We start from the raw sequence: 22938 nt of genomic DNA, 5'->3' as shown, positions 1-22938 counted from the left end.
GGGCATCGGTCCTGGGGGCCGCTGCTGCTCTCCAGGATGCTCCCGTCCGCGCCGCACGGCACGTCGGAGGAGCGCCGGCGCGGGACGACCCCGCTCCGGTCGTCGACGGCGTACGGACGGCCGTGCGGCGCCACCACCCCACGTGGTGGCGCCGCGTCGGACGTGAGCGGTCAGCGAAGCACCGTCACCTGCCGTACCACGCGTTGTGGATCGTCAGCGTCGACGTGTTGCCCTGCTTGTCCGCGACCTCGGCGGAGAGCGCGATGCCCCGGTCCTTCGCCGGGCTCTTCACGGAGATCCTGCCGTTCGTCACCTTCACGGGCCGCCAGGTCCTCCCGTCGTCGTAGCTCACGGACACGGCCAGCGACCCCAGGTTCCGCCCGGCCGCCGCGCCCTGCACCGTCACCGGGACCAGGACGGACAGACTCGCCGGGGCGCGCGAGGCCAGGTCGACGGGGGGCGCGAAGCGGACCGTGGACACCGGCAGCGCCGTGGTGGCCGCGACCTGCTTCGAACGGAACGTGAAGCCCGCGTCGACACGGGTGGAGGCGGCGGCGACGTCCGCCGAGCGCTCGACGGACGTCGTCAGCCGGTACTCGGCGTCGGCGGCGTCGACCGGGAAGGGCCGCGCACCGGTCAGCGGGTCGTCGTTCTCGGCGACCTCGACGCCGTCGCGGTACAGCGTCGTGGTGGCCGAGGTGTGCGGTGTGAGACCCGCGTGCCCCGCCCCGTCGGCGAACAGCGGCAGGGAGCCGACGAGTTGCTGCTCCCCGGTGACCGGGTCGGGCGCGGTGCGGAAGACGCCCATGTCCTCGCCGAGCAGCGGGCCGAAGACGCCCGTGGTGAACGTCTCCCGGTACGTCCGGCCGGCCTCGTAGCGCTTCGGCCGGACCATCGCGTAGGCGCCCTCGAAGACCGGGCCCCACTCGTCGGGCTCGCCGAACTGGTTGGCCCTGGTCAGCCAGCTGACACCGTCGGCGGTGGAGACGTGGAAGGTGCGGATGCCCGGCGTCCCCTGGTACGCGGAGAACCCGGTGCCCTCCGGTGCGCCCGGCAGGTGGGGGTAGGGGGAGGCGAGCGCGGTCTTCCCGGGTGTCGACGCGCCGAGACCGACCTTGAGCGTGGCCAGCTCGTTCGCCTTCACGTGCCGGGTGTAGCCGGTCGCGACCCTGCCGGTCGTGCCGCCGAAGGCCACCGAGTACTGGGTGGTGGCGTCCTTGACGAAGTGCGCGTCCCAGGTCTGCAGCAGCGTGCCGTCACTGACGGCCGGACCCAGATGGGCGGTGCGGAAGCCGGTGAAGCCGCCGAGCACCCAGCCGTTGCCGACCTTGCCGGTGGTGGTGGGGACCTCGTAGACGGTGCCGCCGAAGTCCGCCCTGTCCAGGCCGGGCACGGTGAGGTTCACCGGCTTCGTCGTCCGCGCGTCGGGCGTGAGCGTGGTGTCACCGGAGATCTCCAGCTTCGGCTGGGCGATCCAGTCGGTGCCCTTGCTGTAGTCCGACGGGTCCTCGTAGACGGCCGTGTTGAAGGTGTACGAGCCCTTGGGCACACGGATCGTGTGCGTGCCCGGCTCGTCGTCGACGCGGGCCTCGAATCCCTGGGCGCCGCCGCCGACGCCGTACAGCGTGCTGGAGAAGTTCAGGGCGTCCGTCCCGTCGCGGCCGACGGTCCGGAGCGTCACGTCGTAGGACTCCGCCTCGCGGACGGCGACCGCGGCCGTGCGGACGGACTGGCCCGCGCCGGTGGCGGTGACATAGCCCGAGTAGGTGCCGTCGGCGTCGCCGATCCGGGTGTCGGCGATCAGGTCGACCTCGACCCTGCCTCCGGCGGGCACGGTCACCCGCGAGGCGCCGAGCGTGAAGAACCCGGCCGGAGCCGGCTTGCCCGCCGGGTCCAGCGTGGACACCGACAGGTCGAGGGTGACGTCGCCGGTCCCGAGGTTGCGGTAACCGAGCTTCTTGGTGACGAGCGGGTCGTCGGAGTGCGGCCACCGCGCCGTACCGAAGGTCAGCGAGACCGGATCGGCGATCACGCTCTGGGCCAGTGCCCTGTCGACCTGGACACGGCCCGAGCCCTGCTGGTAGGCGGAGTAGGCGCCTCCCGCGGTGGACGCGATGAGCGCGCCCTTGAGCTCGGTGGACTTCCAGTGCGGATGCCGCTGCTTCAGGATCGCCGCCGCGCCCGCCACGTGCGGGGTCGCCATGGAGGTGCCGTCGAGTGTCAGGTAGCCGGGGGCCGGGTGCGGTGTGCCGGGGCGGGTGTCGAGGGCGCTGCCGGGGGCGGCGGCCGCGGTGACGGCGACGCCGGGCGCGGTGACATCCGGTTTGACGGCACCGTCGTCGGCGCGCGGGCCGATGCTGGAGAACGCCGCCGGCTTGTCGTCCTTGTCGACCGCGCCGACGGTCAGCGCGGCGTCCGCGCTGCCCGGCGAGCCCAGTGACGAGTCGCCGTACTCGCCGTCGTTGCCCGCCGCGACGGCGAAGAGGATGCCCTTCTCTGCCGTCAGTGTGTTCACCGCCGCTTCCAGCGGGTCGACGCCGGGGCCGTCTCCGCCGCCGAGGCTGAGGTTGACCACGTCCGCGCCTTCGGCGGCGGCCCACTCCATGCCCGCGATGACGGCGGAGTCGTCCCCGAAGCCCTGGTCGTCGAGGACCTTTCCGCTGATCACCGCGGCGCCGGGGGCGACGCCCTTGTACCGGCCCCCGGAGGCGGCTCCGGTGCCGGCGGCGATCGACGCCACATGGGTGCCGTGTCCGACGCGGTCCACGGCGTCGGGGGAGGCGGAGAAGTTCTTCTCGCCGACGACCTGGGTGCTGAGGTCGTCGTGGGTCCTGTCGACTCCGGTGTCGAGGACGGCGATCGTGACGCCCTTGCCGTCGAACCCGGACGCCCACGCCTTGTCAGCGCCGATCTGCCGGACCCCACGGTCCAGGTTCGCTCTGCGCACCCCGTCGAGCCACACCGTGCCGATGCCGGGCGCCGTGGCGCGCGCACCGGTCCGCTGCCGGTCGGTCAGCGCCTCCCACACCCGGGTCAGGTCCTCGGGGGACGTACGGATGGCGTCGGCGCCGAGGGTCGGGAACGTACGCCGCAGCTGGGTGTCGCCCGCCGCGCGCACCTCGGCCCTGGCGGCGCCGGCACCGTCCTCGTACCGCACGATCAGCTTGAGCCCGGCGCGGTGGCTCTCGCGCAGCCGCGGGTCGGTGAGCACGGCGAGGTCGAAGAGCCGCTGGTCGAGCCGGCCCGCGGCGATCAGGGGCCGGGCGTCGCTCGGCACCACCAGGGTGTGGTCCTCGGTGCGCTGCACCTGTACGGGTATGTGCTCACGGCCCTCTGCGGGTTCGAAGCGCACCATCCGGCCCGTGGCGTCCACCACCACGCGGTCACCGGTGACGAGCGGGATCCGCTGGTGGCCGTCGACGCGGGTGATGTCCGGTGCGGCCGTCGCGTACACGGCGTTCGCCGTCGCGGGACCGGTCATGCCTGCTATCAGGGCCACCGATGTGGCCGCGGCGATGGTGAAGGCGCCTGCTCTCTTCACGTGTGCGCGCAAGTCTCCCCCAGGAGCTTGGAATGAGGTCGAGTCGTCAGATCCGGACCGGGGCGCGAGGGCGCCCGCCGCCGGTCAGCGCAGTATGGCGAGGTGATCGACGCCGGTACGGGGGAGAGGGGTCGGGCCTTGTGCTTTCCGGCCATCACGGGGTCCGTGAGTTCGATGGGACGGCGATGGGCGTGTGACGGGGGTGTGACACGGCGGCGATGCTTGTGCGACACGGGCGCGCGTCGGCCGCGTCGGATCGCCGTCCTGGCCGGGCCCCTGGGCGCTTTTCGGGGACGGCAGGCCGCGCGGTCGGAGCGCGTCCCTCCCCTTGGCCGTATCCGCTCGTCCCGTCGAGGAGGGAGCCGCCCGGTTCAGCGGGCGCGCAGCACCGCGCAGCCGCCCGGCGGAAGCAGGTGCGCGGGGCCGCCCGTCAGCAGGTCGTGGGCGGGATCCGGCAGCGGCACGGTGTCGGCACGGTGGTTGACGAGGACGTGCCAGCGACGGCCGTCCGCCGCGTGACGCGTGACGGCCTCGACACCGGACGGCAGGCCCGGCAGCTCCGCGACCACACCGGCTTCGTCGAGCAGCCGGGAGACCAGGGCCGCGTAGCCGGTGTCGTCGAGACGGGTGGAGAGGTACCAGCCGGCACCGGCCCCGAACCCGTGGCGGGTGAGGGCCGGGCCGCCGGCGAGCATGCCCCCGGTGTACGCGGCGATGGCCTCGGCGCCCTCCGTACGCAGGGACTCGCTCCACGCGGTGCCGTGCGAGCCGTCGGAGAGGACGAACTCCTCGCCCCGCCGCAGCGGGCGGTACTCCTCGACCCGGATGCCCAGCGCCTCCCGGAGCGGCGCGGCCGGGTAACCGCCGAGACGGGCGTGGAGGCGCCCGTCGACGGCGCCGCCGTAATGCTGGACGAGCAGCGTCCCGCCGTCGGCGACGTAACGGCGCAGGTTCGCGCCGCCCGTGTCCCCGAGCAGGAACAGGGCCGGGGCGAGGACGAGCCGGTAGCGGCTCAGGTCGTGCTCGGGGTGGGCGAAGTCGACCGTGACCCCGGCGTCCCACAGGGCGCGGTGGGCGCGGCGCAGCGTGCCGTGGTAGTCGAGTTCGGCCGACGGCAGCCCGTCGACGTCGAGGGCCCACCACGCGTCGGAGTCGTGCAGGACGGCGACCTCGGCGCGGATTGTGGAACCGGCGATTTCACCGAGGCGCCCCACCTCCTCGCCGACGGCCGCGACCTCGCGGAAGAGGCGGCTGTCCGGCCCCGCGTGCGGGACCATCGCGGAGTGCCACTGCTCGGAGCCCGCCCGGGACTGGCGCCACTGGAAGAACATCGCGCCCTCCGAGCCGCGGGCGATGTGGCCGAGGGTGTGCCGCCGGATGTCGCCCGGCTCCTTCCCGAGGACGCGGTCGCCCCCGTACACGGTGTTCGTGCCCTGCTCCATCAGCAGCCAGGGCGCGCCGCCGCCGAACGAGCGGGCCCGGTCGGCGCCGAAGGCGGTGTCGGCGGCTGCGTCGATCCCGGGCGCCGCCGGGTAGTGGTCGACGGCCACCAGATCGACCTCGCGGCCGAAGGCCCACAGGTCCAGGTTCTGGTAGGCGGGCAGCATGAGGTTGGTCGTCACCGGCCGGTCGCTGTGGGCCCGGATCGCGTCACGCTGCTCGCGGTAGGCGGTGAGGGCCTCGTCCGACCAGAAGCGGCGGAAGTCCAGGGCCTGGCCGGGGTTCTTGTGCCACTGGGTGGCGCGGGGCGGCAGGACCTGTTCCCACGCGGTGTACCGCTGGCTCCAGAACGCCGTCCCCCAGGCCTCGTTGAGGACGTCGAGGGAGCCGTGCCGGGCCCGCAGCCAGACCCGGAACGCCGCCGCGGTGTGCCCGCACCAGCAGAGCGTCGCGTACTCGTTGTGGACGTGCCACAGGGCGAGCGCGGGATGGTCGCCGTAGCGCCCGGCGAGCGCGCCCGCGACGCGGAGCGCGGCCCGGCGGTAGGCGGGCGCGGCGAGGCAGTACGTGTCCCGGCTGCCGTGGGTGAGCCGGGTGCCGTCGGGGGAGACCGGCAGGGCGTCGGGGTGGGCGAGGGTGAACCAGGGCGGCGGGGAGGCGGTCGGGGTGGCGAGGTCGACGGCGACACCGGCCGCGTGCAGCCGGTCGAGGTGGGAGTCGAGCCAGCCGAAGTCGTAGCGGCCCTCCTCCGGTTCGAGCAGGGCCCAGGAGAAGACGCCCACGGTGGTCAGGTTGACCCGGGCCCGGCGCATCAGCTGGTCGTCCTCCTTCCACACCTCCGCGTCCCACTGCTCCGGGTTGTAGTCCCCGCCGAAGGCGAGACCGTCGAGCCGGTCGGTCAGGCGGCGCGTCGTCATAGGAGCCCACATCCCTCGGGAGTCGTCGACATCGATGCGTCGAAGCGCTTGGACGCCGGGGCGAGGCTAGTGATGCCATTCCCGTTCGACAAGAGCTCCAGCGCATCCAAGAAGCCCTGGAGCAGGAGTGGTTGACAGAGCCACCGGATCCTGTCAGCGTCGAAGCGCTTCGACGAAGAGCCGTTCCGCCCAGCCTGCCGAGGGGTTGCCCACGTGAGTTCCCTGTCCGCGTCCGCGGCCGATCCGCCGCCCTTCCGCGATCCCGCGCTGCCGCTGCGCCGACGCGTCGACGACCTGCTCGCACGGCTCACCCCCGAGGAACGGCTCGCGATGCTCCACCAGTACGCGCCGGCCGTCCCGCGCCTCGGCGTCGCCTCCTTCCGCACCGGCAGCGAGGCGCTCCACGGCGTCGCCTGGCTGGGGGAGGCGACGGTCTTCCCGCAGGCCGTCGGCCTCGGCGCCGGCTGGGACGAGGACCTGGTGCACCGGGTCGCCGAGGCGGTCTCGGTCGAGCTGCGCGCCTTCCACCGCCACCGCCCTCCGGTGACCGCCGCCGACCGCGCCCCCACCAGCCTCCAGGCCTGGGCCCCCGTCCTCAACCTGCTGCGCGACCCGCGCTGGGGGCGCAACGAGGAGGGCTACTCCGAGGACCCGACGCACACCGCCCGCCTCGGCGAGGCCTACTGCCGGGGCCTGTCCGGCGACCACCCGGCCTATCTCCGCGCGGCCCCGGTGCTCAAGCACTTCCTCGCCTACAACAACGAGGACGAACGCTGCACCACCTCCTCGGGGCTGCGTCCGCGGGTGCTGCACGAGTACGACCTCGCCGCCTTCCGCCCCGTCGTCGCCGCCGGTGTCGCGACCGGCGCCATGGCCGCGTACAACCTGGTCAACGGCCGCCCCTGCCACGTGAGTCCGCTCATCGAGGACGAACTCCGCCGCTGGGCGCTGCCGACCGGCCACGAGCTGTTCGTGGTCAGCGACGCCGAGGCCCCGTCGAACCTCGTCGACCCCGAGCACTACTACGACGACCACGTCGAGTCCCACGCGGCGGCGCTCAAGGCCGGCATCGACAGCTTCACCGACCACGGCGAGGACAGCGCCACACCGGTGGGCAGGCTGCGCGAGGCGCTGGAACGCGGCCTGATCGACGAGACGGACGTCGACCGCGCGGTCCGGCGACAGCTCGAACTCCGCTTCCGACTCGGCGAGTTCGACCCGGACCTCGACCCCTACACGGACATCGGACCCGAGGTGATCGACTGCTCCGAGCACCGCGCCCTGGCGCGGCACGCCGCCACCGAGACGGTCGTCCTGCTCAAGAACGACGGGCTGCTGCCGCTCGAACCGGCACGGACACCGCGGATCGCCGTCGTCGGCCCGCTCGCCGACACGCTGTACGAGGACTGGTACAGCGGCACCATGCCGTACCAGGTGGGCATCGCCACCGGACTCGCCGCGGCACTCGACGCCCACGGCGGGGAGGTCATCCGCGCGGACGGCTCCGACCGGATCGCGCTGCGCTCCCGCACCACCGGCGAACTCCTGTGCAAGACCCCGTTCGACGTCGACGACTGGGGCCAGGGCGTACTGACGCTGCGCGCCGCCGACACCGGCCGGCACCTGAGCCTCAAGGACGACGCCTCCCTCGTGGCCGACCAGGAACGGCTCAAGAGCTGGGAGATCCACGAGACCTTCCGTCTGGAACCGGCGGGCGACGGCGACCTCCGGCTGCGCTCCGTCCTCACCGGCCGCTACGCCACCGTGGACCCGGCGGACGGCCGGGTGACCGTCACCGCCGAGACCCCGGACGCCGCCGAACCCTGGCGACGGGAACTGCTCCGCGACGGCGCCGCCGAGGCGCGGACGGCCGCCGAAGCCGCCGACGCGGCCATCGTCGTCCTCGGCAACCACCCGCTGATCAACGGGCGGGAGACCGAGGACCGGGCGGGCATCGACCTGCCGGAGACACAACAGGAACTGCTGCGCACGGTCGCGGCCGCCCGCCCCGAGACGGCCCTGCTCGTGATGAGCGGCTACCCGTACGCCGTCGACTGGGCCGACCGGCACCTGCCCGCGGTGGTGTGGACGTCCCACGGCGGGCAGGAGACCGGCCACGCCCTGGCGGCGGTGCTGCTCGGCCGGGCCGAGCCCGGGGGCCGCCTGCCGCAGACCTGGTACCGGGGGGACGACCCGCTGCCGGACCCGCTCGACTACGACGTCATCAAGAGCGGCTGGACCTACCAGTACCACCGGGCCGCCCCCCTCTACCCCTTCGGCCACGGGCTGTCCTACACCGACTTCTCCTACTCCGACCTGCGTCTCTCGCGTTCCTCGATCACCCAGGACGGCACGGTCGACGTCACGGTGACCGTCACCGACACCGGCCCGCGGCCCGGAAGCGAGGTCGTCCAGCTCTACGTCCGGGCCCTGGACGCCCGCTACGACGCCCCCCGGCTGCGCCTCGTCGACTTCCGCAAGGTCCGCCTGGAACCCGGGGAGAGCCGGGAGGTGACGTACCGGCTGCCCGCCGAACGGCTCGCCCACTGGGACGTCGCCACCGGGACCTTCACCGTCGACCCCGGCGGATACGAGATCGTCGTCGCCCGCTCCGCCGAGCACCCCGTCCTCACCGCACCGCTCACCGTGACCGGGCCGCCTCCCGCGCCCCGCGCGGCCGTCGGACGCCGCATCCGGGCCGTCGACTTCGACGACCACGCGCACACCGTCCTCGTCGACGCCACCCGCACCGGCGGCGACGCCGTCGCACCGGCCGACCCGGCGCGGCCCGCGACGCTTCTCTTCCGCGACGTCGACCTCACCGGAGCCCTACACGTGGAGGTCGAGACGGCCCGCGAGGACGAGGGACCGGGGGAGGCGCGCATCGAACTCCACGCCGGTGAACAGCTCCTGGCGGAGATCGGGGTGCCGGTCACGGGCGACCGCCACACCTGGACGGCCGGCACGGCGCCCCTCACCGCTCCGCCGGACGGTGTCCACGACCTGCGACTGACCCTGCACGGCGCCTTCCGCGTCGCCGCCTTCCGCTTCGACGCCCCGGCAGGCACCCGATGAAGTTCACCGACGGGTACTGGCTGACGCGCCCCGGCCACACCGCCCGCTATGCCGCCGAGGTCGCGGACGTCACGGTCGACGAGCACCGGTTGACGCTCTACGCGCCGGTGAAGCGGGTGCGCGGCCGCGGCGACACCCTCAACAGTCCGCTGCTCACCGTCGAGTGCTGGTCGCCGGCGGAGGGCGTGATCGGGGTGCGCACCACCCACCACGCGGGTTCACCGCGGCGCGGGCCGGAGTTCGCGCTGCCCGGAACCGAGCAGGGCACCGGCACGGTCCGCAGGGACGGAGGGGTCGTCGAACTCCGCTCCGGTGACCTGGCGTTGCGGGTGGACACCGCTGAACCGTGGCGCCTCGACTTCACCGCCGACGGGCGGGTGCTGACGTCCGCGGGGGCGCGCGGCACCGGCTTCGTCACCGACGGCGACGGCCGGCACTTCATGCTCGGGCAGCTCTCCCTCGGCGTGGGCGAGTCGGTCTACGGGCTGGGGGAGCGGTTCACCCCGTTCGTCCGGAACGGGCAGACGGTGGACATCTGGCAGGCCGACGGCGGCACCAGCAGCGAGCAGGCGTACAAGAACGTCCCCTTCCACCTGACCAACCGGGGCTACGGCGTCTTCGTCAACCACCCCGGCCGGGTCAGCTACGAAGTCGGCTCCGAAGCGGTCGGCCAGGTGCAGTTCAGCGTCGAGGACCAGTCCCTCGAGTACTTCGTCGTCCACGGTCCGACCCCGAAACGCGTCCTGGAGCGGTACACCGCCCTCACCGGCCGCCCCGCCCTGCCCCCCGCCTGGGCGCTCGGACTCTGGCTGACCACCTCCTTCACCACCGACTACGACGAGGCCACCGTCAACCGCTTCGTCGGCGGCATGGCCGAGCGCGGCATCCCCCTGAGCGTCTTCCACCTCGACTGCTTCTGGATGCGCGCCCACCAGTGGTGCGACTTCACCTGGGACGCCGACACGTTCCCCGACCCGGCCGGCATGCTGGCCCGGCTCAAGGAACGGGGACTGCGGATCAGCGCCTGGATCAACCCGTACATCGCGCAGAAGTCGGCCCTGTTCGAGGAGGGCATGCGGGAAGGACACCTCGTGCGCCGCCCGGACGGCAGCGTATGGCAGTGGGACCGGTGGCAGCCCGGCATGGCCCTGGTGGACTTCACCGACCCCGCCGCCCGCGACTGGTACACCGGCAAACTGCGCACCCTGCTCGACCAGGGCGTGGACTGCTTCAAGACCGACTTCGGCGAGCGGATCCCCACCGACGTCGTCTGGCACGACGGCTCCGACCCGGAACGGATGCACAACTACTACACCCAGCTGTACAACCGGACCGTCTTCGAGCTGCTCCGCGAGGTACGAGGGGAGGGCGAGGCCCTCCTCTTCGCCCGCTCCGCCACCGCCGGCGGCCAGCAGTACCCGGTGCACTGGGGCGGCGACTGCGAGTCGCACTTCAACGCCATGGCGGAATCACTGCGCGGCGGACTCTCCCTCGGCCTGTCCGGCTTCGGCTTCTGGAGCCATGACATCGGCGGCTTCGAGGGCACCCCGACCCCCACCGTCTTCAAGCGCTGGGTGCAGTTCGGCCTCCTCTCCTCGCACAGCCGCCTGCACGGCAGCACGTCCTACCGCGTCCCGTGGGACTACGGGGAGGAGGCCGTCGAGGTCACCCGCGCGTTCACCCTGCTCAAACACCGCCTCGCCCCCTATCTCCAGCGCGCAGCCCGACAGGCCCACACCACCGGCACCCCCGTCATGCGGGCCATGGTCCTGGAGTTCCCCGACGACCCGGCCGCCGCCACGCTCGACCGGCAGTACATGCTCGGCGACGACCTGCTCGTCGCCCCGGTCTTCACCGACGACGGCACGGTCGAGTACTACGTGCCCGAAGGACCGTGGACGAACGTCCTCACCGGCGCCCTGACCACCGGCCCCCGCTGGGTCCGCGAGCGGCACGACTTCCACACCCTGCCGCTCCTGGCCCGCCCCGACTCCGTCATCCCGCTCGGCGCCGACGACCAGCACCCCGTCTCGAACTGGCCGGACGGAGTCGAACTGCGCGTGCACGCCTTCGCCGACGGCGCCGAGCGGACCCTCGTGATCCCGGACACCGACGGCCCCGGCGAGGCGGCCCGGTTCCGTCTGCGCCGTCGGGGAGACCGCCTCCGGGTGAGCACCGACAGCCGGCACCCCTGGCACCTCCGGGTCGGCGGCCCCGACGGCGTCCTCCACTCCCGGCCCGCCGACACCCTGGAGGCGGACCTCCCCTACCCGGGCTGAGGCGGGGGGCGGCGTCGGCGACACGCACGTCAGCGGCCCACACGACCCGGATCGGCGAAGACCTCCTCCACGATGACGCCCGCGGCGCCCCGGACCGCGGCGGCGAAACCGAACGCGGACCCGGTGACGCGGCAGAGCGCCGCGTCACCGGCCACCACCCGCGCCCGCAGCTCCCTCATGGCCGCGGGCAGGAGATAGGGAGCGACCGCGGCGAAGTAGCCGCCGAGGACGATCACTTCGGGGTTGAGGAGGTTGACCGGGACCGAAAGACCCGTGCCGAGCCAGCGGCCGATCTCGTCCAGGCCCGCCAGCGTCCGCGGGTCGCCCGAAGCGGCCCGCCGCATCAGCTCCGCCGCCTGCTCCTGGGGATCCCACGCCGCCCCGCCCTCCGCGCCTGCCGCGAGGGCCAGATCGGGCGCGGCGGTACGGAGCGCCGCGGGAAGCGCCACCTTCGTCTCGAGACAGCCGGTACGCCCGCAGGCGCACCGCGCCCCCGCCGGGTCGATCTGCACGTGCCCGAGTTCGCCGCTGAAGCCGGAGGCACCGCGCAGCAGCCGTCCGCCGGAGACGATGCCCGCGCCCATGCCCGCCTCGCCCGTGACGTACACGAGGTCCGTGACACCCGCGTGGGAGTGGTCCCACTCGGCGAGCGCGGCCAGGTTGGCCTCGTTGTCGACGACGACGCCCAGGTCGTCGGGCAGCGCCGCCATGGACCGCAGCAGCTCGGCGACGGGGACGTCGTGCCAGTGGAGGTTGGGCGCCGAGCGGACCCGGCCGGTGGCCACGGCCACGGGCCCCGGCACGGCCACCCCCACGCCCGCCATCCGGACGCCCGCTCGTCCGGCGTGCTCGACCAGTTCCCCGGCGAGTGAGGCGAGGGCGCGGATCGTCTCCTCGGCGCCCCGTGTCGTCGCGTCGTGCACCAGGCGACGCTCCTGGAGGGTCCGCCCGGCCAGATCCACCGAGCAAGCGGCGAGGTAGCGAGAGTTGATCTCCAGGCCCAGGGCTCCCACCGTACGTCCGTCGACCTCCAGGTGCCGCCCCGGGCGGCCGACCGAGCCGTCCTGCTGGAAGTCCGCCTCGCGTACGAGGCCGTGCTCGATCAGCTCACCCACCAGGCTGGAGACGGTGGCGCGGGTGAGGCCGGTGCCCCTGGCCACGGTCGCCCGGGACGCCGGACCGGAGGAGCGGACCTCGGCCAGGACCAGGGCGAGGTTGGCACGCCGCACCGACACCTGGTCCATCGGACTCCCCTGGGCGCGGGTCGGCCTGTCGGCACTTGAGGACACGTGGAGACTCCCTGGCTGCGGAAACGGACTCGTCACTGCGGCCGATCATGCCCTGTCGCCCGGACGACCCCGACCGGTCAGCGCACCCCGAGCAGGTGCTCCAGAGCCAGCTGGTCGAGGTGCTCGAAGGCCATGGACCGCGCAGCCGCGGCGTCCGGGTCGAAGGTCTCGTACGCCGTCGGGTCGGCGAGCAGCCCGGCGAGGCCGTCCGCGGCCGTGGGGACGGCCAGCTCGGGGAGCCGGGAGGCGGCGAGCGCCGCGACGACGTCGGGGTCCGCGCGGAACGCCGCCGCGCGCTCCTTGAGGATCAGGTAGTTGCGCATGCAGTTCTTGGCCGACTCCCAGACGCCGTCGGCCCCGTCCGTCCGCACCGGCTTGAAGTCGAAGTGGCGCGGGCCGTCGTACCCCGCCGTCTCCAGCAGGTCGACCAGCCAGAAGGCCTGGCGCAGATCGCCCGCGCCGAAGCGGAAGTCCTGGTCGTACTTGATGCCCGACTGGCCGTTGAGGTCGATGTGGAACAGCTTGCCCGCCCACAGCGCCTGGGCGATGCCGTGCGGGAAGTTGAGACCCGCCATCTGCTCGTGGCCCGTCTCCGGGTTCACGCCGACCAGCTCCGGGCGCTCCAGACGCTCGATGAAGGCCAGGGCGTGCCCGACGGTGGGCAGCAGGATGTCGCCGCGCGGCTCGTTCGGCTTGGGCTCGATCGCGAACCGGAGGTCGTAGCCCTGCTCGGTGACGTACTGGCCGAGCAGGTCGAAGGCCTCCTTCATGCGGTCGAGCGCGACCCGCACGTCCTTAGCCGCACCGGACTCGGCGCCCTCCCGACCGCCCCAGGCGACGTACACGGTGGCGCCGAGTTCGACGGCGAGGTCGATGTTGCGGAGGGTCTTGCGGAGGGCGAAGCGGCGGACGTCCCGGTCGTTGGCGGTGAAGCCGCCGTCCTTGAAGACCGGGTGGGTGAAGAGGTTCGTGGTCGCCATCGGCACCGTGAGGCCCGAGCGGTCGAGGGCGGTCCTGAACCGCTTCACGGCCGCGTCGCGCTCGGCCTCGGCGGCGCCGAAGGGGATGAGGTCGTCGTCGTGGAACGTGACGCCGTACGCGCCCAGCGCCGCGAGCCGCTCGACCGCCTCCACCGGGTCGAGAGCGGGGCGGGTGGCATCCCCGAAGGGGTCGCGGCCCTGCCAGCCGACGGTCCACAGGCCGAAGGTGAAGCGGTCGCCGGGAGTGGGGGAGAAACGCTCGGACATGGGGTCGCTCCTCTGGGCTGCAACAGGGATCAATTTGTTTGGCCTCAAAACTAATAGCCCAGGCGGAGTCCCGGAGCAAGCCCTCCGGCCCTCTCGCCTCTTCGACCCTGTCCCGTTCTGCTGCTTGACGGGCCGGTACGGGGGCACCTCTAATTTGTTCATCGCTCTTCCAAAAATCGTCTCCCGTACGAGGTGCGCCGTGCTGACAGCCCCCGTCGTCATCGGCGTGGACAGCTCCACGCAGTCCACGAAGACCGTCGTCATCGACGCCGGGAGCGGCGGGATCCTGGGCGTCGGCCGCGCCCCCCACACCGTCACGGGGGAATCGGGGGCCCGCGAGACGGACCCGGAGATCTGGTGGACGGCGCTCCGCTCCTCCCTGGCCGCGGCCCTCGACACCTCGGGCACCTCCCCGGCGGCCGTGGCCGGCCTCGCGGTCGCCGGGCAGCAGCACGGCCTGGTCGTGCTCGACGCCGCGGGCCGCCCGCTGCGCCCCGCGCTCCTCTGGAACGACACGCGGTCGGCGCCCCAGGCCGCGGCCCTGACGCGGGCCCTGGGCGGCCCCGACGCCTGGCTGGCCCGCACCGGCTCCGTACCCGTCGCCTCCATGACCGCCACCACCTGGCAGTGGCTGCGCGAGCACGAGCCGGCCGTCGCCGAGAAGACCGCCGGGGTGCGCCTGCCGCACGACTTCCTCACGGAGCGCCTCTGCGGGGTGGCCGTCACCGATCCCGGCGACGCCTCGGGCACCTGCTGGTACGACACCCGCACGGGCTCCTACGACCCGGCGCTGACGGACCTCGTCGGGCTCGACCCCGCGCTGCTGCCGGTGGTCGCCACGGGCGGCGGCGAACGCGCGGGTTCCCTGACGAAGGCCGCCGCGGCCTTCCTGGGTCTGCGCCCCGGCATCCCCGTAGCCGCCGGGACCGGCGACAACATGGCGGCCGCGGTCGGACTCGGCCTCGGAGGAGCGGGGCTGCTCGACCACCCCGTGGTCAGCCTGGGGACGTCCGGCACCGTCTTCACCGCGACCCGTACCCGGCCGGCCGCCGCCGGGCTCGCCGGATTCGCGTCCACGGACGGGGTGTACCTGCCGCTCGGATGCACCCTCAACTGCACCCAGGCGATCGACAAGGTCGCGCACCTCCTGGGCCTGGGACGGGAGGACGCCGAGCCCGGAGGGGACGTGGTCGTGCTCCCGTATCTCGACGGAGAGCGTTCCCCCGATCTGCCGCACGCCTCCGGCCTGCTCACGGGCCTCCGGCACGCGACCGGCTCCCGACAGATCCTCGGAGCGGCGTACGAAGGCGCGGTGTTCACGCTGCTGCGGGTCCTGGACGACCTGTTCGCGGCCACGGGGCACGACCCCCACGCGCCCGACGTGCGCGAACGGCCTCTCCGGCTGATCGGGGGCGGCGCGAAGGGGGCCGCGTGGATCGAGACCGTCCGCCGACTCTCCGGACGTCCCGTCGTGATCCCGGACGGCGAGGAACTGGTCGCCGTGGGAGCCGCCGCACTCGCGGCGGGCGCCGCCTGGGGTGACGACCCCGTCGTGGTGGCGGACCGGTGGGGCGCCGGGCGCGGCAGGGAACTGCCGGCGGTGCGAAGGGACGACACCGCCTGGGAGCGGATCGAGTCCGCCCTCGGGGAGGCCACGGGGCTGCTCGCGGCCGGGGGTGGGTGAGACCGCAGCGGGCCACCCCTTCTGCCTGGCCCTTCAGCCCTGCCTCTCACCCCCTGGAGGACCGCGTCCCGCTCGTGGGCGCGGAAGCCCCCGTCGTCCTCCCGCACCGCGATGCCGTGACGCCGTCCGGGACCCATGCGCGGATCCGGCCTCGCGGATGCGGCACACGATGCGCTGGTGCCGTGGGTGGAGGGGGCGCGGTGCCGGGGTGCGTCGTCGGGGGCCGTGTCGTCGGGGCGGGCGAGAAAGGGCGCCCACGGACGGGAACGCCCTCAGGAGGCGCTGACGGCCTCGGTCAGACGCTGATGACCTCGATGCCCGCGTCGGTGAGCCGCGCCGCCATCTCGGGAGCGAGGCCGGAGTCGGTGACGAGCACGTCGATCCGGTCGAGACCGCAGATCCTCGCGAAGGCGCGCTTGCCCATCTTGGACGAGTCCGTCGCGAGGATCACCTGGCGGGCACGCTGCGCCAGGAGCCTGCTGATGCCGGCCTCGTCCTCGTGGTGCGTCATCACGCCGAGCTGCGGGTCCACCCCGTCGACGCCGAGGACGGCGACGTCGAGCACCACCTGGTTCAGGACTCCCTGCGTGAGGGGGCCCACCAGCTCGTAGGTCTGGGGCCGTGCCACGCCGCCGGTCACCACGATCTTGAACTGCGGTCGGACCGCCAGTTCGCTCGCGATGTTCAGCGCGTTCGTGACGACCGTGAACATCGGCGGGGCGGAGTGCTCCCCGCGCTCCGTCGGGCCGCCCGCCCGGAGCGTCAGGACCCGCGCCACCTCCGTGGTGGTGGTGCCGCCGTTGAGCCCCACGACGTCCCCGGGGGTCAGCAGATCCGCCACGGCGCTCGCGATGCGCTGCTTCTCCGAGACCTGCCGTGAGGACTTGTACCGCAGCGGGAGCTCGTACGAGACGCCGTGCGCGATGGCCCCGCCGCGCGTACGGACGAGCAGCTGCTGCTCGGCCAGTTCGTCGAGGTCGCGCCGGATCGTCGCCGGTGACACCGTCATCGTGGCGGCCGCGGCCTCGACCTCGAGCCTGCCGTCGACCGCGAGCAGTTCCAGCAGCCTGCTCCAACGCTCCTGCTTGGACATGTGCCGCATCCCCTCCGTGCCCTGGAACTCCGGTGCCGCGGGCCGAAGGGGTGAGGACCGCCCGGTGACCGGCCGACCGGTCCCTCGAGAGACCTGCGCGGAGCTGATCGTAACGCCGGGGATCGCGCACGGCGCAGCTGGGGCGCCTCGCGAACGGCGCCGACCGAAGCCCCGACTTCTGGGCGCGAGGGTCTCCGTCCGTACGTACTGCGCTCGCATCATTCGACGGGAACGACTGCTGGGGACCGACGCTCCGGAGTGCGACCACCTACCTCGTCCGTCCTTCGCGGCAGGGGCGCCCGGGTCGTCCCGGACGACCCCCTAGGATGTCGGCCGCGCGCCGTCACCTGGGGTTGACGCTTCGCGCGCTCACTGCTTCTACGGGGGAGAACTTCGGTGTTCGGAATCATCAGGCCATGCCGCCACCGCCTGGGCGGGACCATGCGTACCGAGTGGATGGCGCATCTGTGCGGGCTGTGCCTGGCGTTGCGCGGCGAGTACGGGCAGTTCGCGCGGGTGGCCACCAACTACGACGGGCTCGTCGTCTCGGTGCTGACCGAGGCGCAGTCGGAGCGCACCGGTGACTGGCGGCGAGGCGCCGGCCCGTGCCCGCTGCGCGGGATGCGGTCGGCGGACGTGGCGCGGGGAGAGGGCGCGCGGCTGGCGGCGACGGTGTCGCTGGTGCTCGCCGCGGCGAAGATACGTGACCATGTGGCCGACGGCGACGGCCTGTGGGGACGCCGCCCGGTGACCCTCGCGGCCCGCCGGGTCGCCCAGAGCTGGGACCGTGCGGGAGCCGCGGGCGGAGACCGGCTGGGCTTCGACACCGCGGTGCTGATCGACGCGGTGGAACGCCAGCAGGACATCGAGCGGGCGACCGGCCCCCGCGGCTCGCTGCTCTCGGTGACGGAGCCCACGGAGACCGCGACCGCCGCCGCCTTCGCGCACACCGCCGTGCTCGCCGGCCGCCCGGGCAACGCCGGACCGCTGGCGGAGGCGGGCCGTCTGTTCGGCCGGCTGGCGCATCTGCTGGACGCGGTGGAGGACCTGGACGCGGACGCGGCGTCCGGCGCGTGGAACCCGATCGCGGTGACCGGCGCGGACCGCGCCGAGGTGCGCCGGCTCTGCGACGACGCGGTCCACGGGATACGACTCGCCCTGGACGAGGCCGAGTTCGTCGACGGCCGACTGGTGAGGGCGCTTCTCGGTGGGGAGTTGGAGCACGCCGTCGACCGGGTCTTCGTCCCCCGCCCGGGTCACCACCGGCACCGCCCCCGGACTCCCGGCCCGCGCGTGCTGCCCTGGCTGGGTCGCCGTACGGCGAAGGACACGACCCTGGAGGAGGGCACGGAGACGGGCCCGGCGTGCGGCGTCGGAGCGCTCGCGGCCCCCGGCGCCGCCTCGATGGCTTCGGGCCGGCCGTCCGAGGGGCGGTGCGGACGGTGTGACCAGTACCGTCCGCTGTGCCGCGGCTGCCGGTGGTGCTACAGCTGCTGCACCTGTGACACCGGCATGGACGGTGAGCCGTTGCCGTCCGGCGGCGGCTCGAACCAGGGGGGTTCCGGCGGTGACGGCTGGTTCGGCGGTCAGGGCGGCGGCAGCGGGGGCGGTCAGGGCGGCGGCAACCCGGGCGGTCACTCGGGTGGTTCGGGCGGAGGTGGCCGCGGCTCAAGCGGCTCCGGTGGATCGGGTGGTTCCGGTGGTGGCTCGGGGGACGGCTGCTGCAATCCCTGCAACTGCTGCTGCGACTGACGCCGTGGCCCTGATCGGCTGAAGGGACGCCTTGTGGGAAGGGAGTCCGGCGAAGGTGGCGTACAACAAGCTGTCGTCGCCACCTGGAGCGCGATCCGGGACACCTCCGACACCGGTCACGAGGGGGGCGTGAGCGACGCGGAATGTTCGCGGGAGCAGGGGAGTTGGCGTCGGTATGACTCAAGGACCCGCGCCGCGCCCCCTGTCCGAGGAAGCCCTCTCCGACCTGCTCGGCACGCAGCAGTTCGGCACGCTCGCCACCGTCAAGCGGAGCGGCCACCCCCATCTGACCACGATGCTGTACAGCTGGGACCCCGAGGCCCGCGTCGCACGGTTCTCGACGACCGCGGACCGCGTCAAGGTCACGCACCTGCGGCGCGACCCGCATGCGGCGCTGCATGTGCGCGGCGACGACGTCTGGTCGTTCGCCGTCGCCGAGGGGGAGGCGGAGGTGTCGGGGCCGACGACGTCACCCGGCGACGCGGTCGGCCGGGAACTCCTCGGGATGATCCCCGAGGCGGCGAGGCCCGAGGACGAGGAGAGCTGGCTGGCAGGGCAGACGGCCGAGCGGCGCGTCGTCATCCGCCTGAAGGTGGACCGCCTGTACGGCACGGCCCTCGACATCGCCGGCTGAGGGGATCGGTCGATCGACCGACTGCCGGTGCGCGAGGCGTTGGCGTGCGGTCCGGGCGATGCCGATGGGGGAGACTTGCGGCCGTTTCCGCGGGTCGGCTCGGCAGCCGGCGTGGTGACCGAGCTGACGGGAACGTCTCCGCGGGCTCCACCGTCGTCCGCGCGCATCAGTAGTGTCCTGATCGGCCGACGCGGAGACAGCGTCGCCAACCGCGACTGGGGACGCGGCCGTTGCGCTGAGGTGAGGGGTTCATATGAGGCGAGCGATCGTCATGGGTGGGAGCTACGCGGGGCTGTTCGCCGCCCGGGTGCTGAGCGACTACGCCGAGGACGTCGTGGTGGTGGAGCCCGACGTCATGGGGGCCGACGGGTTCGGTCGGCGTACTCCCCAGCGGCACCAGCTCCACGCTCTGCTCTCCATGGGGCACACGCAGCTGGAGCGCTGGTTTCCCGGGATCACCGAGGACCTGGTGGCGGGCGGCGCTCGCCTCGGCGAGGGCGATGACGTGCGGTTCTACCTGGACGGACGCCTCAAGGCCCCGGTGGCGGGGGCGCGCGTGCTCGGGGCCACCCGGCCGTTCCTGGAGAGCCACCTGCGGCGCCGGGTCGCAGACCTCGAGAACGTGCGGTTCAGTCAGGCGCAGGTCACCGACCTCGTGCTCAGGGACGGCCGCGCGGTCGGCGTGACCACTGCGGCCGCCGAAAGCGGCGGCGGCGCCGGCGAGACGTTCGACGCCGACCTCGTGGTCGACGCGATGGGGCGCAACAGCCCCCTGGAGGCCTGGCTCGTCCGGCACGGCTGGGACAAGGCACCCGTCGACAGCATGCGGGTCGACCTCGGATACGCCACCGCCACGTTCCACCGAGGCGATGAGCTGGGCAGCACCGTCATCGCCCACTCCAGCCCGGGGCCCGCGAGCGAATACCAGCCCACGCTGACGGAGCCCGGTGCCCTTGCCGCCGTGGAGGGCGACCGCTGGTCGGTCGTCCTGGCCGGCTACGCCGACCACCGCCCGGGACCCGACCGGAAGGAGTTCCTCCGGCGGATGCGCCGCTGCGTCGCCCCGATCAGGACGGTGGCGGACACGTCCGAGATGATCGGCGACGTCAGGACGTACCGCTTCGTCGAAAGCCGCCGCCGGGTGCACTCCCGCCTGCGCCGTTTCCCCGGCGGCCTTGTCGTCGTCGGAGACGCTCTGGCAAGCGTCAACCCGGTCTACGGCCAGGGCCTGACGCTTTCGGCGCTGACGGCCAACGCCCTCGGGGCCCACCTCCGCTCCGCTCCTTCCCCGCAGGCCCCGGCGTGGGACTACTTCCGCCTCGCCGAAGCCGTCGTGGACGGAGCCTGGCGGCTCTCCACGGCAGCCGACCTCGCGCAGCCAAATGTCACCGGTCCGTACCCACGCGGCTACCGGGTGCAGAGGTGGGTCGCCGACAAGCTCACCGAGGCCTCCGTGCTCGATCCCGTCGTGAACGAGCGGTACATGGGCGTCGTGAACATGCAGTTGCCGCCGAAGGCCCTGACCGACGTCCGGTTCCTCGCTCGGGCCGCGCGCGTGCTCATCGCCGGCTGAGGGGATCGGCCAGAACGTGGGCGTCCGCGGCACCCCTGTTCGCGCGCGCCTCGTCGCTCACCTGGGGTCACCCCAGATCGGCGGCTTCGGGGGCACGGCGGCGTACCCCGATGACGGCGAGCAGGGCGCCGAGTGCGCACAGGGTGCCCGCGACGAGTACCGAGGTGTGCACGCCGTTCATGAAGGCCTGGTGGCTGCCCTCGGTGACGGCGGCCCTGAGGGCGTCGGGCATGCCGGCGGTCACGGGGGCGACGCCCATGGCGACGGCGTCCTTGGCCTCGTGCAGGCCCGCGGCCACCGGCGCGGGGACCCCGGCGGAGCCGAGTTCGCCGGACAGCGTCGTGCCGACGCGGCTGCCGATCAGGGAGACGAGCACGGAGGTGCCGAGCGCTCCGCCGATCTGGAGGGCGGTGGCCTGGAGGCCGCCGGCGACGCCGCCGTCCTTGACGGGCGCGTTGCCCACGATGGCGTCGGAGGAGGACGACATCACCATGCCGACGCCGAGACCGAGCGCGACGAACGGCGGCCACATCACGGCGGGGGAGGACTCCGGGCTCCAGCCGAGCATCGCGAAGCAGGCGGCCGCCTGCAGGACCATGCCGAGCGGCATGGTGAGCCGGGGGCCGAAGCGTTCGGTGAGCACCGCGCCCAGCGGTGACGCGACGACGGACGCCAGGCTCAGCGGCAGCGTCCGCACGCCCGCCTCCACGGGGGAGAGGCCGCGGACGTTCTGCAGGTAGATCATGACGAAGAAGATCACGCCGAGCAGGACGAAGAAGTTGAGGGCGGTGACGACCGTGCCGATGGCGAGCGCGCGGTTGTGGAACAGTCGCATCGGCAGCAGCGGCGAGGCGACCCGCGTCTCGTGCCGGGCGAAGACCGCCAGGACCGCCGCCCCGGCGATGATGGAGCCCAGCGTGCCGGTCGAAGTCCAGCCCCAGGTCTCGCCCTTGACGACGCCGAACACGACGGCGAGCAGACCCGCGGCGAGGAGGAAGACACCGGCCAGGTCGAACTTCTCCCGCGTGGCGGAGGCGTTCCGGCTCTGCGGCAGGACGGCCATGCTGAAGAGGAGCGCGATCACGCCGATGGGGGCGTTGATGAAGAAGACGGACTCCCAGTTCACGTGCTCGACGAGCAGACCGCCGACGATCGGCCCGAGCGCGGTGGACACGGAGGAGACCATGGCCCAGATCCCGACGGCCATGCCGAACTTCCTCGGAGGGAAGACGGCCCGGAGCAATCCGAGGGTGTTCGGCATGAGCAGCGCACCGAAGAAGCCCTGGACGGCACGGAAGGCGATGACGCCCTCGATGGATCCGGCCAGGCCGATGGCGACGGAGGCGAGGGTGAACCCGGCGACGCCGATGAGGTAGAAGGTGCGGCGGCCGAACCGGTCTCCCAGCTTGCCGCCGAGGATCAGCGCGGCGGCGAGGGCCAGCAGGTAGGAGTTGGTGACCCACTGCAGGTCGGCCGTCGAAGCGCCGAGGTCACGGCCGATCTCCGGGTTGGCGATGGCGACGACGGAGCCGTCGAGACCGACCATGAACAGGCCGAACGCGACGGCGAGCAGGGTGAACCACGGGTTGGAGCGAGGGCCGCCGGCCGGGGTCGCGGCCCGGGTCGGGGCGTGCGTCGGCGGAGCGGCTGAGGGTGCGGAGGGCATGGCGGAGCCATTCCTTACGTAGGTGAGGGGTGGGTCAGGGATGTCCCGGGGACCGAAGCAGCGGCGGCAGCGGTCGGCGGTGCGACGCCGTCGCAGCGGTGCCCAGGAGAGCGCGAGGATGCCGGGACGTCAGGGCCCGGCGTATCCGATCAGCGCGCCGGGCGGTGAAGCCGGCGGTTGAGTGAGCCGAGGGCGCCGAGCGCGGAGCCGAGGGCGTCCAGCTCACCGTCGCTCAGGGCGCGCAGCGCGCGGGCCACATGGGTGCCCATGACGTGCTCGACCTGGGCGATCTCGCGCCGGGCCGTCGCGGTCAGGTGCAGGTGCGCGACGCGCTTGTCGGCCGGATCCTGCCGCCGTTCGAGCAGTCCCCGCTCGGTCAGCTGCCTGACCAGCGCGCTGACGTTGTTCGGCTTCATGAGGAGGGCCTCGGCGGCATCACGGACGGTGATGCCGTCGCACGTCCCGACGTGCCGCAGCAGCGCGAGTTGCGCCTCGGACGGCTTGGCGGGCATGGGGTACGAGTCGTCCAGGTCCACGCGCCGCTCGACGGCCCGGGAGAGCGCCGGGAGGCATGCCACGAGCCCGGAGGCCACGCGGCGGATCTCCTCGTCGGACGCACTGTTCTCGGGCACGCCGGTACCTTACGTATGCGTGATAGCTATGTCAACATACCTAATACGGCCTCCCTGCGCCGGGGGGGGGAACCCGTTCAGCGGCTTACGCGTGCTCACCCACCACGACCACGATG

General features: G+C 73.2%; 13 protein-coding genes. 6 read left to right on the top strand and 7 right to left on the bottom strand.

Going from position 1 to position 22938, the window contains the following annotated elements:
- Positions 1–184: 184 nt before the first annotated feature.
- A complete protein-coding gene (locus ACFWV2_RS29210; RefSeq protein WP_384409435.1) occupies positions 185–3541 on the bottom strand; it encodes a S8 family serine peptidase in 3357 nt (1118 codons plus the stop codon).
- Between the two features lie 371 nt (positions 3542–3912).
- Positions 3913–5898 (bottom strand): beta-galactosidase, encoded by a 1986-nt coding sequence (locus ACFWV2_RS29205; protein WP_384409433.1) that lies wholly within the window; start codon positions 5896–5898, stop codon positions 3913–3915.
- A gap of 213 nt (positions 5899–6111) precedes the next feature.
- Here ACFWV2_RS29205 and ACFWV2_RS29200 point away from each other — a divergent pair, with 213 nt between their 5' ends.
- Together ACFWV2_RS29200 and yicI are read left to right on the top strand one after the other, a co-directional pair.
- Positions 6112–8973, top strand: a complete 2862-nt coding sequence (locus ACFWV2_RS29200) for a glycoside hydrolase family 3 C-terminal domain-containing protein (RefSeq protein WP_384409431.1) — start codon at positions 6112–6114, stop codon at positions 8971–8973.
- A complete protein-coding gene (yicI, locus tag ACFWV2_RS29195) occupies positions 8970–11252 on the top strand; it encodes an alpha-xylosidase (RefSeq protein WP_384409429.1) in 2283 nt (760 codons plus the stop codon). The genes ACFWV2_RS29200 and yicI overlap by 4 nt, the downstream gene beginning before the upstream one ends.
- Positions 11253–11281: 29 nt before the next feature.
- On the opposite strand, the gene ACFWV2_RS29190 is transcribed toward yicI, so the two are convergent.
- On the bottom strand, positions 11282–12496 hold the full coding sequence (locus ACFWV2_RS29190) for an ROK family protein (protein ID WP_384409427.1): 1215 nt from the start codon (positions 12494–12496) through the stop codon (positions 11282–11284).
- A 122-nt stretch (positions 12497–12618) separates the two neighbouring features.
- Positions 12619–13788, bottom strand: a complete 1170-nt coding sequence (xylA, locus tag ACFWV2_RS29185; RefSeq protein ID WP_384409425.1) for a xylose isomerase — start codon at positions 13786–13788, stop codon at positions 12619–12621.
- A gap of 202 nt (positions 13789–13990) precedes the next feature.
- Here xylA and xylB point away from each other — a divergent pair, with 202 nt between their 5' ends.
- Positions 13991–15472 carry a xylulokinase gene (gene xylB / locus ACFWV2_RS29180; protein WP_384409498.1) on the top strand — a complete coding sequence of 494 codons (1482 nt, stop codon included), beginning with the start codon at positions 13991–13993 and terminating at the stop codon, positions 15470–15472.
- Between the two features lie 295 nt (positions 15473–15767).
- On the opposite strand, the gene ACFWV2_RS29175 is transcribed toward xylB, so the two are convergent.
- On the bottom strand, positions 15768–16565 hold the full coding sequence (locus tag ACFWV2_RS29175; protein WP_384409423.1) for a DeoR/GlpR family DNA-binding transcription regulator: 798 nt from the start codon (positions 16563–16565) through the stop codon (positions 15768–15770).
- Between the two features lie 396 nt (positions 16566–16961).
- Between ACFWV2_RS29175 and ACFWV2_RS29170 the strand changes: the two genes are divergently transcribed.
- From ACFWV2_RS29170 to ACFWV2_RS29160, 3 genes are all read left to right on the top strand, one after another.
- Positions 16962–18317 carry a DUF5685 family protein gene (locus tag ACFWV2_RS29170; RefSeq protein ID WP_384409421.1) on the top strand — a complete coding sequence of 452 codons (1356 nt, stop codon included), beginning with the start codon at positions 16962–16964 and terminating at the stop codon, positions 18315–18317.
- 175 nt (positions 18318–18492) lie between these two features.
- Positions 18493–18951: a pyridoxamine 5'-phosphate oxidase family protein gene (locus tag ACFWV2_RS29165; protein WP_384409419.1), complete on the top strand. Its 459-nt coding sequence runs from the start codon at positions 18493–18495 to the stop codon at positions 18949–18951.
- Positions 18952–19204: 253 nt separating this feature from the next.
- Positions 19205–20524 carry an NAD(P)/FAD-dependent oxidoreductase gene (locus ACFWV2_RS29160; protein ID WP_384409417.1) on the top strand — a complete coding sequence of 440 codons (1320 nt, stop codon included), beginning with the start codon at positions 19205–19207 and terminating at the stop codon, positions 20522–20524.
- 67 nt (positions 20525–20591) lie between these two features.
- Here the strand turns inward: ACFWV2_RS29160 and ACFWV2_RS29155 are convergent, their stop codons facing one another.
- The gene (locus ACFWV2_RS29155) at positions 20592–22190 is read right to left on the bottom strand and encodes a DHA2 family efflux MFS transporter permease subunit (RefSeq protein WP_384409415.1); all 1599 of its coding nucleotides are present in this window, start codon (positions 22188–22190) and stop codon (positions 20592–20594) included.
- A gap of 149 nt (positions 22191–22339) precedes the next feature.
- Positions 22340–22822 carry a MarR family winged helix-turn-helix transcriptional regulator gene (locus ACFWV2_RS29150; RefSeq protein WP_384409413.1) on the bottom strand — a complete coding sequence of 161 codons (483 nt, stop codon included), beginning with the start codon at positions 22820–22822 and terminating at the stop codon, positions 22340–22342.
- Positions 22823–22938 lie beyond the last annotated feature (116 nt).

The sequence above is a fragment of the Streptomyces sp. NPDC058671 genome (assembly GCF_042716475.1).
GTDB lineage: Bacteria > Actinomycetota > Actinomycetes > Streptomycetales > Streptomycetaceae > Streptomyces.
This window is presented reverse-complemented; position numbering and strand designations above follow the sequence as displayed.

Coding starts and splice junctions, on each gene's coding strand:
- ACFWV2_RS29205 (WP_384409433.1), bottom strand. CDS start 5,898: ATGACGACGCGCCGCCTGACCGACCGGCTCGACGGTCTCGCCTTCGGC.
- yicI (WP_384409429.1), top strand. CDS start 8,970: ATGAAGTTCACCGACGGGTACTGGCTGACGCGCCCCGGCCACACCGCC.
- ACFWV2_RS29190 (WP_384409427.1), bottom strand. CDS start 12,496: ATGGACCAGGTGTCGGTGCGGCGTGCCAACCTCGCCCTGGTCCTGGCC.
- xylA (WP_384409425.1), bottom strand. CDS start 13,788: ATGTCCGAGCGTTTCTCCCCCACTCCCGGCGACCGCTTCACCTTCGGC.
- ACFWV2_RS29175 (WP_384409423.1), bottom strand. CDS start 16,565: ATGTCCAAGCAGGAGCGTTGGAGCAGGCTGCTGGAACTGCTCGCGGTC.
- ACFWV2_RS29165 (WP_384409419.1), top strand. CDS start 18,493: ATGACTCAAGGACCCGCGCCGCGCCCCCTGTCCGAGGAAGCCCTCTCC.
- ACFWV2_RS29160 (WP_384409417.1), top strand. CDS start 19,205: ATGAGGCGAGCGATCGTCATGGGTGGGAGCTACGCGGGGCTGTTCGCC.
- ACFWV2_RS29155 (WP_384409415.1), bottom strand. CDS start 22,190: ATGCCCTCCGCACCCTCAGCCGCTCCGCCGACGCACGCCCCGACCCGG.